The 12061-nt window shown below is 73.1% G+C and carries 12 protein-coding genes, 2 pseudogenes and 1 riboswitch; of the genes and pseudogenes, 3 read left to right on the forward strand and 11 right to left on the reverse strand.

Annotated features, from left to right (window positions below; translation table 11 throughout):
• Window positions 1–297: 297 nt before the first annotated feature.
• Window positions 298–1689, reverse strand: coding sequence for an FAD-dependent oxidoreductase (locus ACIRB7_RS11590; RefSeq protein WP_403595799.1), 1392 nt, complete (start codon window positions 1687–1689; stop codon window positions 298–300).
• A 198-nt stretch (window positions 1690–1887) separates the two neighbouring features.
• Between ACIRB7_RS11590 and ACIRB7_RS11595 the strand changes: the two genes are divergently transcribed.
• Window positions 1888–2274, forward strand: a complete 387-nt coding sequence (locus ACIRB7_RS11595) for an ATP-binding protein (RefSeq protein ID WP_403595801.1) — start codon at window positions 1888–1890, stop codon at window positions 2272–2274.
• Here the strand turns inward: ACIRB7_RS11595 and ACIRB7_RS11600 are convergent.
• The 9 genes and pseudogenes from ACIRB7_RS11600 to ACIRB7_RS11640 all read right to left on the reverse strand — a co-directional run.
• Window positions 2271–2855: a PadR family transcriptional regulator gene (locus tag ACIRB7_RS11600; protein ID WP_403595804.1), complete on the reverse strand. Its 585-nt coding sequence runs from the start codon at window positions 2853–2855 to the stop codon at window positions 2271–2273. The two genes, ACIRB7_RS11595 and ACIRB7_RS11600, sit on opposite strands and share 4 nt — an antisense overlap.
• A 41-nt stretch (window positions 2856–2896) precedes the next feature.
• On the reverse strand, window positions 2897–4912 hold the full coding sequence (locus ACIRB7_RS11605) for an FAD-dependent oxidoreductase (protein ID WP_403595807.1): 2016 nt from the start codon (window positions 4910–4912) through the stop codon (window positions 2897–2899).
• Window positions 4913–5029: 117 nt separating this feature from the next.
• Window positions 5030–5908 carry an energy-coupling factor ABC transporter ATP-binding protein gene (locus ACIRB7_RS11610; protein WP_403595810.1) on the reverse strand — a complete coding sequence of 293 codons (879 nt, stop codon included), beginning with the start codon at window positions 5906–5908 and terminating at the stop codon, window positions 5030–5032.
• Window positions 5905–6654, reverse strand: coding sequence for a cobalt ECF transporter T component CbiQ (gene cbiQ / locus ACIRB7_RS11615; RefSeq protein ID WP_403595813.1), 750 nt, complete (start codon window positions 6652–6654; stop codon window positions 5905–5907). The genes ACIRB7_RS11610 and cbiQ overlap by 4 nt, the downstream gene beginning before the upstream one ends.
• A gap of 6 nt (window positions 6655–6660) precedes the next feature.
• Complete coding sequence (locus tag ACIRB7_RS11620; RefSeq protein WP_403595816.1) at window positions 6661–7041, reverse strand: energy-coupling factor ABC transporter substrate-binding protein; 381 nt, start codon at window positions 7039–7041, stop codon at window positions 6661–6663.
• Window positions 7041–7736, reverse strand: coding sequence for an energy-coupling factor ABC transporter permease (locus ACIRB7_RS11625; RefSeq protein ID WP_403595819.1), 696 nt, complete (start codon window positions 7734–7736; stop codon window positions 7041–7043). The genes ACIRB7_RS11620 and ACIRB7_RS11625 overlap by 1 nt, the downstream gene beginning before the upstream one ends.
• A 28-nt stretch (window positions 7737–7764) precedes the next feature.
• A riboswitch (cobalamin riboswitch) is annotated at window positions 7765–8001 on the reverse strand.
• Window positions 8002–8063: 62 nt separating this feature from the next.
• Window positions 8064–8504, reverse strand: a complete 441-nt coding sequence (locus ACIRB7_RS11630; RefSeq protein WP_403595822.1) for a PTS-dependent dihydroxyacetone kinase phosphotransferase subunit DhaM — start codon at window positions 8502–8504, stop codon at window positions 8064–8066.
• Window positions 8505–8556: 52 nt separating this feature from the next.
• Window positions 8557–9189, reverse strand: coding sequence for a dihydroxyacetone kinase subunit DhaL (gene dhaL / locus ACIRB7_RS11635; protein WP_403595825.1), 633 nt, complete (start codon window positions 9187–9189; stop codon window positions 8557–8559).
• 26 nt (window positions 9190–9215) lie between these two features.
• Window positions 9216–9962 (reverse strand): annotated as a pseudogene (locus tag ACIRB7_RS11640) (dihydroxyacetone kinase subunit DhaK); the annotation flags it as partial.
• Window positions 9963–9977: 15 nt separating this feature from the next.
• Between ACIRB7_RS11640 and ACIRB7_RS11645 the strand changes: the two are divergent.
• On the forward strand, window positions 9978–11012 hold the full coding sequence (locus ACIRB7_RS11645) for a DUF5954 family protein (protein ID WP_403596214.1): 1035 nt from the start codon (window positions 9978–9980) through the stop codon (window positions 11010–11012).
• Window positions 11013–11081: 69 nt separating this feature from the next.
• On the opposite strand, the pseudogene ACIRB7_RS11650 reads toward ACIRB7_RS11645, so the two are convergent.
• Window positions 11082–11654 (reverse strand): annotated as a pseudogene (locus ACIRB7_RS11650) (DUF6233 domain-containing protein); the annotation flags it as partial.
• Between the two features lie 75 nt (window positions 11655–11729).
• On the opposite strand from ACIRB7_RS11650, the gene ACIRB7_RS11655 reads away from it, so the two are divergent.
• Window positions 11730–12029: a hypothetical protein gene (locus ACIRB7_RS11655; protein WP_403595827.1), complete on the forward strand. Its 300-nt coding sequence runs from the start codon at window positions 11730–11732 to the stop codon at window positions 12027–12029.
• The last annotated feature ends 32 nt before the right edge of the window (window positions 12030–12061 follow it).

The following is a 12061-nucleotide window of genomic DNA, read 5'->3' on the forward strand; positions in this document are numbered from 1 at the left end:
ACTGAGCCCGCCGTGGCCCCCGGCGCCGGACGCCTGAGGACCGCACGAGGGCCCCGCGCCCCCGGCGCCGGACGCCTGAGGACCGCCGAGGTCCCTTCGCGGTACAGCAGCTGACGGGCGAAGAGCGCGAGGGAACGGCCGACGCGCTCGGTCGACAGGCCGAGTATCCGGCGCCGGGCGGGCCTGAGCCCGCCGGGGCCCCCGCGGCCCCGGCGCCGGGCGCGCCTGAGCCCCCCCCGGGGCCCCGGCGTTCTCCGGCGCCGGCCGCCTTCGCCCGCCGAAGGCCGTCCGCGGTCCTCAGGCGTCGCGCCGCAGCGGCGGCTCCTCCGGCGTGTCCGCCACCGGCCCGAAGAGCACGGCCCGCGCCACCGGCGGCGCGAAGAGCGAGGACAGCGGGGCCGTCAGGGTGAGCGCCGCACGGAACGGCGCCCCCACCACCGGATCACCCGCCGCTCGCGCCTGCACCCGGCTCAGGTACCAGCCGACCGCCTTGTCCAGCGGCCCGGGGCGGGCCGCGTCACCGGTCGCGCCGGGCATCTTCTTGTCGGCGCCCACCGAGATGTCCCAGGCCTGCCGCGAGGCGTCGAGCAGCGCGCGCTGCACCTGCCGGGTGGTGGGGGTGCGCCGCGGGTCGGCGAGCGCCCGTCGCAGCGCGAGCGCGCTGAGCGCGGCGACCGCCATCCCCTGCCCGTAGATGGGATTGAAGGCGCACAGGGCGTCGCCGGTGGCGAGAAAGCCGGCCGGGCGACGGCCCGGACGGTCGTACCGCCGCCGGATGTTGGCGGTCTTGCGGAACCCGTACACCGGGGACTCCGGCTCGGCCCGCGCCAGCCAGTCGCTGAGCACGGGATGCGGCAGCCGCTTCGCGTACTCCTCGAACGCGCCCTCCTCCGTCGGCGGTTCGTCGCCGCGCAGCCCCGACAGGGTCACCAGGTGCCGCCCGTCGCCGAGGGGCAGCACGACACCGCCGTAGACCTGGGCCGGGTGGGGCACGATGTAGTAGCCGGTCGCGTCGGTACCGTCGTCCACGGCCGGAGCACGGTAGACCCGGGTGCCGTACGCGAGACCGGTGTCGACGGTCTCCTCGTGCGGGGCCTCCGCACCGATGCCCGCCAGCCAGTCGGCGGCCTTCGTGGACCGCCCCGAGGCATCCACGACCAGATCGGCCGCGAGGGTCCGCGGCTGCTTGTCGGCCCCCGCGCCGCGCTCCCGCAGCCGTACGCCCCGGACACGCGAGGAGTCGCCGGTCAGCCCCACCGTCTCCGTACCCTCGATGAGCTCGATCCGCGGGTCGGCGAGCACCCGCTGCCGCACCAGCCACTCCAGCTGGGGCCGCGGACCGGTGTAGAAGTGCGCGGTCGCCGCCGTACGGCGGAACCACCGGCCGCTCTGCCACTGGACCATGTCCTCGGGAACGCCCACCTTGGGCGCGCCGAGCGCGTGCAGCTCGCCCATGAACCCGGGGAGCAGCTCGTCGAGCGCCTGCTGCCCGCCGGCGATCAGGACGTGCAGGTGCCGTCCCTGCGGCACGCCGGGCCTGGCCTCCTGCCCGTCGGGGAGCCGGTCGCGCTCGACGACCGTCACCTTCTCCGCGTGCTCGGCCAGTACCCGAGCGGCAAGCAGCCCAGCGAGACTTCCCCCGATGACCACCGCGTGACGTGTCGCACGGCGCCCCAAGTCGTCGGCCATACCCGCCCTTTCGTGTCGTGGAACTCCAACGGCCCAGTATCCACGCCGGTACCCGGGCCGTCGCGTGCCGTCACCCGCACGCCGACCACGGCCGTACGGTTTCGGCCTTCCTGCTCGCGGGTGAATGGATTCCGGGCATCCGGGCAGAGGCGGGGACCGAGGCTGTCCAGAACCGAGGAAGAGGAGGGGAAGAGCATCATGGCAGTCTCCCGGCACCATGATCTCAGGGGCCCGGGGGCCGCTGCCCGAGCACGCCAGGAGGTGCACCGCCTCGCCGGTGACGCCCTGGTCGCCGGGCGCCCCCTGCGCTCGACCACCGAGAACGACGCGGTGTTGGTCGTCAGCGAGCTGGTCACCAACGCCATCCGGTACGCCGACGGGGAGTGCACCCTGGACCTCGCCCTGGAAGGGGGCGGCATCGGCATCGACGTCCACGACCACAACCCCGAACCACCGCGGCCGACAGCCCACGACCCCGCCAGGGAAGGCGGCTTCGGCTGGGGCATCGTCACACGCCTCGTCGCCAGCCTGACCGTCCACCGCGACGCCGACGGAAAGACCGTGCACGCGCACGTGGAGAACTAGCGCGCGCCGGAAGGCGCCGCAGGCGGCGTCTCGTCCCCGCCCGCCCCCGGCGCCCCCAGCTCCGCCAGCGAGCTCGTCAGCCACTCCACCCAGAAGCGCTCCATGTCGATCCCGCCCCGCAGGACGAGATGGCGCAGCCGGTCGGGCTCCGTGCGGCGGCGCTCCGCCGGGAAGTCCCGTGTCTCGATCGCCAGGTACTCCGCCAGCTGCTCCTCGTGGAGGGCGAGATGCCGGGAGAGTTCCGCGCGCAGCCCCACCGCGCCGACCACGGCCGCCGCCCGCATCCGCAGCAGCAGGGCGGCCCGCATCGGCTTCGGGTCCTCGGACCTGGCGACCCAGGTGCCGAGCTCGGCGCGGCCCGCGGGCAGCACCTCGTACTCCTTGCGCTGCCCCCGTACCGGAACCGGGGCGGGCAGGGCACGGATGTGCCCCGCCTGCTCCAGTCTGCCCAGCTCGCGATAGATCTGCTGGTGCGTGGCCGACCAGAAGTAGCCGATCGACTTGTCGAAGCGGCGCGTCAGTTCGAGGCCGGAGGACGGCTTCTCGAGCAGCGCGGTGAGGATCGCGTGCGGCAGGGACATGCACGCATCCTAGGAGCGGCCGGCCACGGCGATCGCGGCGATCACAGCGTCGCCGCGAGCCGGGTGCCCTGGTCGATGGCCCGCTTGGCGTCCAGCTCGGCGGCGACGTCCGCGCCGCCGATCAGGTGCGCCACCCGGCCCGCCGCCACCAGCTCCTCGTAGAGGTCGCGGCGCGGCTCCTGGCCGGCGCAGAGCACGACGGTGTCGACCGGCAGCAGCTGGGCCTCGCCACCGATCGTGACGTGCAGCCCCTCGTCGTCGATCCGGTCGTACGACACGCCCGCCACCATGGCCACGCCCCGGTGCTTGAGCTCGGTGCGGTGGATCCACCCCGTGGTCTTGCCGAGGCCCGCGCCGACCTTGGTCTCCTTGCGCTGGAGCAGGTGCACCTGGCGCGGCGGCGCGGCGCGCTCCGGGGCCCGCAGGCCGCCCCGGTTCTCGTACGAGGTGTCCACACCCCACTGGCGGAAGTACGTCTCGGGGTCCTGGCTCGCGCCCTCCCCGCCGTCCGTGAGGAACTCCGCCACGTCGAAGCCGATGCCGCCGGCTCCGATGATCGCGACGCGCTCGCCGACGGGCGCGCCGTCCCGCAGCACGTCGAGGTAGCTGACGACGCTGGGGTGGTCCACGCCCGCGATGGCGGGGGTGCGGGGGGCGACGCCGGTGGCGACGACGACCTCGTCGTAACCGTCCAGGTCGGTCGCCGCGACCGGGGTGCCGAGGCGCACGTCGACCCCGCGCTCGGCGAGCTGCACGCGGAAGTAGCGCAGCGTCTCGTTGAACTCGTCCTTGCCGGGGACCCGCTTGGCGACGTTCAGCTGGCCGCCGATCTCGTCGGCGGCGTCGAAGAGGGTCACGGAGTGGCCGCGCTCGGCCGCCGACACGGCGCAGGCGAGGCCGGCCGGGCCCGCGCCGACGACGGCGATCCGCTTGGCGCGGCGGGTGGGGGAGAGGACCAGCTCGGTCTCGTGGCACGCACGCGGGTTGACCAGGCAGGAGGTGATCTTCAGGTTGAAGGTGTGGTCGAGGCAGGCCTGGTTGCAGCCGATGCAGGTGTTGATGGTGTCGGCGCGGCCGGCTGTGGCCTTGGCGACGAAGTCCGGGTCGGCGAGGAAGGGGCGGGCCAGCGAGACGAGGTCGGCGCGGCCGTCGGCGAGGATCTCCTCGGCGACCTCGGGGGTGTTGATGCGGTTGCTGGTGACGAGCGGTACGGAGACCGAGCCCATCAGCTTCTTCGTCACCCAGGTGTAGGCGCCGCGCGGCACGGAGGTGGCGATGGTGGGGATGCGGGCCTCGTGCCAGCCGATGCCGGTGTTGATGATGGTGGCGCCCGCGGCCTCGATCTCCTTGGCCAGCTGGACGACCTCCTCCAGGGTGGAGCCGCCGGGGACGAGGTCCAGCATGGAGAGGCGGTAGACGAGGATGAAGTCCTCGCCCACGCGCTCGCGGATGCGGCGGACGATCTCCAGCGGGAAGCGGACGCGGTTCTCGTAGGAGCCGCCCCACCGGTCGGTGCGCTGGTTGGTGGCGGAGGCGATGAACTCGTTGATGAGGTAGCCCTCGGAGCCCATCACCTCGACGCCGTCGTACCCGGCCTCCTTGGCGAGCTCGGCGCACCGGGCGTAGTCCTCGACGGTCTGCTCGACCTCGGCGTCGGTCAGCTCGTTCGGTACGAAGGGGCTGATGGGGGCCTTGAGGGCGCTGGGCGCGACGAGGGCGGGGTGGTACGCGTACCGGCCGAAGTGCAGGATCTGCATCGCGATCCGGCCGCCTTCGGCGTGCACGGCGTCGGTGATCAGCCGGTGCTCGGCGACCTCGTCCGTGGTGGTGAGCTTGGCGCCGCCGTCCCAGGGACGGCCGGCGTCGTTGGGTGCGATGCCGCCGGTGACGATGAGGCCCACACCGCCCCGTGCGCGCTCGGCGTAGAAGGCGGCCATGCGCTCGAAGCCGTGCTCGGTCTCCTCGAGACCGACGTGCATCGACCCCATGATCACCCGGTTGGGCAGGGTGGTGAACCCCAGGTCGAGCGGGCTCAGCAGGTGCGGGTACGGGGTCATGCGGGCGCCTCCTCGCGCAGGATCGTCGACCTCAGTTGTAGGGGACCCCCTCCCGTTGTGCAACTAGTTGCAGAAGATCTGGCACGTGATTTCTACTACTCGGTAGCAAAGTGGCTACTAGTCGGTAGCGAGGGGCGCCGAGGCAGCCCCCACCCACACGTCCAGGTCCTCCGGCGTCCGAGGCTCCGGTGCGTCCGCGTCGAGCAGGCCGTGGGCCCGGAGCAGCCGTGCCACGGCCGTGCCCCAGGGGCGTCGCAGCCGGGCCGCGTCGAGCAGCGCGTCGTCCGCGAGCAGCTCGGCGACCGGGCCCGTACGCAGGCCGGCGGGGGAGAGCACCGCCGCCTCGTCCGCCCAGCGCAGCGCCAGATCCACGTCGTGCGTCGCCATGAGCACCGTCGTACCGGCCTCCCGGAGCCGCTGGAGCGCGTCGAGCAGCCGCTCCTGCCCGTGCGGATCGAGCCCGGCCGTCGGCTCGTCCATGATCAGCACCCTCGGCCGCATCGCGACGGCGCCCGCGATCGCGGCCCGCTTGCGCTGCCCGTACGACAGCAGATGCGTCGGCCGGTCCGCCAGTGCCACGATGTCCAGCGCCTCAAGAGCCTCCTGGACCCGCAGCCGTACCTCCTCCTCGGGCAGCCCGAGGTTCGTCGGACCGAACGACACGTCCTGGCCGACCGAGGCGGCGAACAGCTGGTCGTCCGGATCCTGCGTCACCAGCTGCACGGTGGTCCGCAGCCGGGTCAGCCCCTTCCGGTCGTACGCCACCTCCGCCCCGTCCAGGAGCAGCGACCCGCTCCCGCAGCGCAACCCGCCGCTGAGGAGCCGGAGCAGGGTCGTCTTGCCGCTGCCGTTGCGGCCGAGCAGCGCCACCGCGCGTCCCTCCGCCACCGAGAAGTCCACGCCCGACAGGACCGCGGGCCCCTCCTCGTAGGCGAAGCCCGCGTTCACCAGCTCCACCACGGGAGCCGCAGGGACCGAAGGCGTCGAAGACGTCACGGCAGGAACCTTTCCAGTACGAGGGTGAGGGCGACGAGCCCCGCGAGCAGCGCGCCCGTGGCGGCGAGGAACCGGCGGGACACCACGCACACGGGCACGAGCACCCGCAGCGTCCCGTCGTATCCCCGCCCGGCAAGCCCCGACTGCAGGCGCTGCGCCCGGTCGAAGGCCCGCACGAACGTGGTCGCGCCGAGACCGGCGAGCGAACGCCAGGTCGCGGCCCGGGTGGTGTGTCCGAGCCGGGCCGCCTGCGCCTGCCGGATCTTCGACAGGGAGTCGAGCAGCAGGAAGATGATCCGGTACATCACGAGTGCCACGTCCACCACCGGCGCCGGCACCCCTGCCCGGACGAGCCGGGGCAGGACGTCGGAGACCGGCGTGGTGAACGCGAACAGCAGCACCCCGAGCGACGCCGACGCGGTCCGCAGGAGCAGCTCGACCGCCTGGATCGGGCCTCCCGGGGCGAGTGCGACGAGCCCCCGGGCGCCGCCCACCTCGAAGAGCAGCGGGATCGCGCCCGTGACACAGAAGCCGAGGGGGATGCGGAACGCCCGCCACAGCGCCCGGCCCGGCACACCGGCCGGACCGAGCAGCACGCCGAGCGTGGCCGCGGCCACGAGCACAGCGCCCGGCCACGGGGGCAGACAGACCGCGCACAGGGTCAGACCGAAGCCGAGCAGCGCCTTCTCGGCGGGATGGCGGCGGCGCCAGCGACTGCTGTGCGCCGCCGCGTCGATCGGCAGCATCGGCGGCTACGCGCCCGGCTCGCCCGGCTCGCCGGGGTCCCCGGGGGCGCCCCCGTCCGGCGCGCCCTTCGCCCCGGCCGCCTCCGCCAGGGCCGCTCCCTGCCTCCGGCCCCTCCGCAGACCGAAGTAGTACGCCAGGACACCGGCGCCCAGCGCCGCCTGGAGGGCGAACAGGGCGGACTCGATCTCCCCGGACGGCGGTTCGTACAGCGGCGTGAACCACGGCTCGTAATCCGGCTGGAGCTCGGTGATCGCGGTCTCCGCCTCCGCGTCCGCCCCGGTGAACGGTTCCTCCTTGTGATCCCCGAGCCCCAGCGCGAGCGGCAGTACCGCGAGCGCGGCGACGACGAGCAGCAACAGGGTGTTGATCTTCGCGTTCCGGCTCATCACGCGGCCGCCTCCTCGCGTCGCTCCGCCGTGCGCCCGGCGAGGACGCCGAGCCGGATCAGTTCGCCCTTGCTGGACTGCGTGAGCAGCCGCATCACGAGCACGGTCAGCAGGCCCTCGCTCACCGCGAGCGGAATCTGCGTCACGGCGAAGATCCCGCCGAACTTGGCGAGCGCCCCGGCGATACCGCTCCCCGGGTCGGGGAAGGCGAGCGCCAGCTGCACACTGGTCACGCAGTACGTCGACAGGTCGGCGACGAACGCGCCGAAGAAGACGGCGACCATCAGCGGCGTACCGGACCGGCGCAGCAGCCAGTACGTCCCGTATCCCGCCCAGGGGCCGACGATCGCCATCGAGAAGGCGTTCGCGCCGAGCGTGGTGAGCCCTCCGTGGGCGAGCAGCAGGGCCTGGAAGAGCAGGGTGATCGTTCCCAGGACCGCCATGATCGGCGGCCGGAAGAGGATCGCGCCCAGACCCGTACCGGTCGGATGTGAGCAACTGCCGGTCACGGACGGCAGCTTGAGCGCCGAGAGGACGAAGGTGAAGGCGCCGGCGGCGCCGAGCAGAAGAGTGGACTCGGGGTTGGACCGTACCTCGCGGGTCAGCGCGCGGACCCCGTGGACGATGAACGGTGCGGACGCGACGCCCCAGGCGGCCGCGTGCACAGGGGGCAGATACCCCTCGGCTATATGCATGGTTGGGAGACCCTCTCCAGCACCTCGTGGATGGACAACGCACCCTGGCCGGTCTCCTGGCTGACGGTCATACGTCCGGACTCCGCCTTCCCACACCACGACGGTCTCCCGTCGCGGTCCAGTGGCTTCCCCGAGGGTGTGTCCCCGCGGGGGTGGAGCCGGACCTCCCGATCACAGTGGCGAGGGCCGCACCGGTACTGCACCGGTTTCCCGTACACCAAGGCCCTGTGACACTAGTGCGTTGACCAGGTACATCACAACACGGTCGCCACCCGGTGCGGTTTCTCACTCACTCCACGCAGTCACTTCACGCCGTACTCCGGGTCGTCACACCTTGCGGTAGGCGTACGCCTCCGAGGCCGCCGCCGCCACCGCGTCGAGGTCGCCGCCCGCGCTCGCCGTGACCAGCGCGGCGACCGCGCCCTCGACGAAGGGCGCGTCCACCAGACGGGAGCCGTCGGGAAGCTCGTCGCCCTCGGCGAGCAGCGCCTTCACGGTGAGCACCGCGCTCCCCAGGTCGACCAAGACCGCCACTCCGGCGCCCCGGTCCGCGGCCTTCGCCGCCTCGCAGATCAGCTCGGAACTCGTCCCGAGCCCCCCGTCCGGGGTCCCGCCCGCGGGGACGATCGGCGCCAGGTCGCCGCCGCCGGACAGACCCCGGGCGAGCTCGGCCACGGCGGTCGCGACGGCGGCGCTGTGCGAGACGAGCACGATGCCCACGGGCGCGGAACCACCGCGGCCCTCCGCACCACCGGTCACGGCGCTCACGATGCCCCCTCCGTACCCGCGGTCGTCCGCGCGGTGGCGTCGAGCGCTGCGCTCACGATGCCCCCTCCGTCCGCGCGGTCGTCCGCGCGGTGTCGTGGAGCGCGGCGAACAGCAGCGCCGACGAGGTCGCCCCCGGGTCCTGGTGTCCCACCGACCGCTCGCCCAGATAACTGGCCCTGCCCTTGCGCGCCCGCAGCGGTACGGTCGCGAGGGCGCCCTCCTCGGCGGCGGCGCGGCCCGCCGCGTACGACTCCCGCAGACCCTCCACGGCCGGGACGAGGGCGTCCAGCATCGTCTTGTCGCCGGCCTGGGCGCCGCCCAGCTGGGAGACGGCCGCCACGCCGGACCCGAGCGCCTCCGCCAACCGCACCCGGGTGACCCGCTCGTCGTCGCCCAGCGTCTTGCCGGTACGGCGCAGCAGCGTGCCGTACAGCGGTCCCGACGCGCCGCCGACAGTGGAGATCAGCTGCCGTCCGGCGGTGGTCAGCACCGCGCCCGGCGTGGCCGGCGGCTCCTTCGCCAGGGTCTCGGTGACGGCGGCGAACCCCCGCTTCAGATTGGCGCCGTGGTCGGCGTCGCCGATGGCGGAGTCGAGCTCGGTGAGCCGGTCCGCCTCACGGTCGACGGCCTCGGCGACCGCGGCCAGCCAGCGCACCAGGAAGTCCGCGCCGAAGGTCTCCGTCATGTCGGTCCCCTCTCCCATCCCTCGTCTCACCGGCCCCAGCGCAGCGCGGGCGTCTGTACGGGCGCGTCCCACAGGCGGAGGAGCTCCTCGTCGACCTCGCACAGCGTCACCGAGCAGCCGGCCATGTCGAGCGAGGTCACGTAGTTGCCGACGAGGGTACGGGCCACCGGCACGCGCCGCTCGCCGAGTACGCGCTGCACCTCGGCGTTGAAGCCGTACAGTTCGAGCAGCGGGGTCGCGCCCATGCCGTTGACCAGCGCGATCACCGGCCCGGAGGGTCGGAGGTCCTCGACGACGGCGTCGACGGCGAAGTCCGCGATCTCCCGTGAGGTCATCATCGGCCGCCGCTCCCGACCCGGTTCGCCGTGGATCCCGACGCCCAACTCCAGCTCCCCGTCGGGGAGATCGAAGGTGGGGCTGCCCTTGGCGGGGGTGGTGCAGGCGCCGAGGGCCACGCCGAAGGACCGGGAGCGCGCGTTCACCTGGCGGGCGATCGCCTCCACCCGCTCCAGCGGGGCGCCCTCCTCGGCGGCGGCGCCCGCGATCTTCTCGACGAAGAGCGTGCCGCCGGTGCCGCGCCGGCCCGCCGTGTAGAGACTGTCCGTGACGGCGACGTCGTCGTCGACGAGGACCTTGGCGACCTGGATGCCCTCGTCCTCCGCGAGTTCCGCCGCCATCTCGAAGTTCAGGACGTCGCCGGTGTAGTTCTTGACGACGAACAACACCCCGGCGCCGCTGTCGACGGCCGCCGCGGCCCGCACCATCTGATCGGGCCGGTGGAGGCCGCGGTGGAGGCCGACGCCGCCGACGCGGCGGTGAGCCACAGCGATCTGGTCGTACGGGGCCCGCTGTTCGGGGTGGCCGCGCAGAGCGAGGACGACGGACCGCGGTGGCGGGTGGTCGTCGAAGTCACCAACGGCTGTCCGCAGCAGGCCCGCGACGGGCTGAACTCGCTGCTCTGGTTCCGGGCGAAGGACGACGCGAAGAGCCCGGCGGAGCGGCGGGCGCTGCTGGCGGCGGTCGCCCGGCTGGAGAAGGAGTACGTCGACGAGCTCACCGTGCTCGACACCCGCTACCGGGTGGTGCGGGCCGAGGAGTACGCGGCCGCCGACGCGTACGGCGACCTCGAAACACCACGACCCACCGATCCCGAACCCCTCACCCCTGACTGGAGCCCCGGCTCCGGCGCCCTCAGCCCGAGGGTCGACGACGGCCTCGTCCTGGACCCTGACGCACCCCTCTCGCCTCTCCAGGCGGCGGAGCGGCTGTCCTTGCGCTCCCTGGCCTACACCGGCGCCAGGTTTCCCGACGCCGTACTGCACGACTCCGCGCGGGCTCTGGAGTCTCACCCCGACGTGATGCTCATGCCGGCGGCGTTCCTGATCGTCGAGCGGTCCGGTGCCGAGCCCTGGACGCCGGGCAGCGGCCTGCAGGCCACCGCCCACGACGCCCGCCGGACGCTGGCCTTCTCGCTGAGCTGGTGGGAGCCGCGGCAGCGCGGCCTGATCCCCTTCGACGCCGAGCCGGACGTCGACGCCCGCACCGTCGTCGCCGAGAACACCAGCCCCGCGGCCGTGGAGCTGGCGGTGTTCGCCGAGGCGACGGAACGGCTCCGCGCCGGCAATCTCAACCAGGTCGAGGTCCACGGCACCGTCTCCCGGATCGCCCGCGCCCGCCGCCTGCTGCGCTGGGGCCACGACGGACCGGAAGGCCCGCGCCCGTCCGACATCAACACCCATGGCCCCCAGGCCCTCCACCCGCGCCTCGACGAGCACGGCACCGTCCACTTCGAAGAGCCCACGGAGGACGAAACCGCCCCCTGACCTGGGAAGCGCGTTTCGCAGCTCCTGCTCAGCCGAGGAGGCCGAGGTCGGATTCCGGCCGCAGATGTCGCAAGCCGGGAGGCCGCCCTCGGCCAGGGCGCGGCGGGCTTCGTCGCGGGTGAGGGGCCGGGTGTGCCGCCCGGCGAGGTGGCAGCCGCCGATGTGGACGGCGGCGGGTACGGGGCGGCCGCCTTCGCGGAGAGGGGCGAGGACCCAGCCAGGAACAGCGGGTCGCGGGTGCGGCGGGCGATCAGTCGGGGCAGCAGCTGGGCGATCTGCACGACCCGGTCTTCGCCCGTGACGTGCTGGAGTCGCCGCGCCGCGAGCAAGGCGGCGGCGAGGCGGCGGTGGAGACGATCCGTTCGGTTTCGTGTACGGCCTGCTCGGCCAGGAGCCTGGCAGGCATCGGCGGACTCGGCGGACCCCTTGAGAGCGAAGCGTAGACCGTGCGACGCGCAGCTGTAGCGGCCGGGCAGGCCGCGTCGGCCCGGGTTGGGTTCGATCATGCAGGCGAGCGTCACGCGCAGGTCCACGGTGGTCGCCCAGAACCACAGCGCCGTGGGCGTGCCCGCGAGGGTCTTCGCGTCGAACGGCTTGCCGTCCACGGTGGTTGCCGTGAAGTGATTCGTAGTGATTGCACACCTTTTGAACCCCATGAGTGAGACGCTCTCCATGGCTCTATTGAAAATGAGTGTCATAATCGTATAGAAGTACGGGGTGCTCATCTCGCAACAGGTGCTGGAGCGCTCGATGGTCGGAGTCCGGCCCTTCGCGCTCACCGCACTCCGGCATCCCACGGTCTCCACGCTTCTGGCGGATCACCGCGTCCTGCTGGCCGACCTTCTGGACGGCCTGGGGTCACCGCTCCACATCGTGCTGCCCGAGATCTTCGAGGAGAACGTCGTCAGACTCCGCCAGGCGTTCGCCGAGGCGGGTGCCACTGCCGACATTCTTTTCGCCAACAGGCTGCCGTATTGCGTTGGATGCAACACATGGCGCGCTGGGCCAACTTGCTGAGCTGCAGCTGGTGCCTAGGTTAACGCCGGGTC

The organism is Streptomyces sp. NPDC093795, from assembly GCF_044764665.1.
Taxonomy (GTDB): domain Bacteria; phylum Actinomycetota; class Actinomycetes; order Streptomycetales; family Streptomycetaceae; genus Streptomyces.

Bases quoted from the DNA above. Each gene is read 5' to 3' on its own strand.
- ACIRB7_RS11590 (WP_403595799.1), bottom strand. From the start codon at position 1,689: ATGGCCGACGACTTGGGGCGCCGTGCGACACGTCACGCGGTGGTCATC.
- dhaL (WP_403595825.1), bottom strand. From the start codon at position 9,189: ATGACGGAGACCTTCGGCGCGGACTTCCTGGTGCGCTGGCTGGCCGCG.
- ACIRB7_RS11605 (WP_403595807.1), bottom strand. From the start codon at position 4,912: ATGACCCCGTACCCGCACCTGCTGAGCCCGCTCGACCTGGGGTTCACC.
- ACIRB7_RS11625 (WP_403595819.1), bottom strand. From the start codon at position 7,736: ATGCATATAGCCGAGGGGTATCTGCCCCCTGTGCACGCGGCCGCCTGG.
- ACIRB7_RS11620 (WP_403595816.1), bottom strand. From the start codon at position 7,041: ATGAGCCGGAACGCGAAGATCAACACCCTGTTGCTGCTCGTCGTCGCC.
- cbiQ (WP_403595813.1), bottom strand. From the start codon at position 6,654: ATGCTGCCGATCGACGCGGCGGCGCACAGCAGTCGCTGGCGCCGCCGC.
- ACIRB7_RS11600 (WP_403595804.1), bottom strand. From the start codon at position 2,855: ATGTCCCTGCCGCACGCGATCCTCACCGCGCTGCTCGAGAAGCCGTCC.
- ACIRB7_RS11595 (WP_403595801.1), top strand. From the start codon at position 1,888: ATGGCAGTCTCCCGGCACCATGATCTCAGGGGCCCGGGGGCCGCTGCC.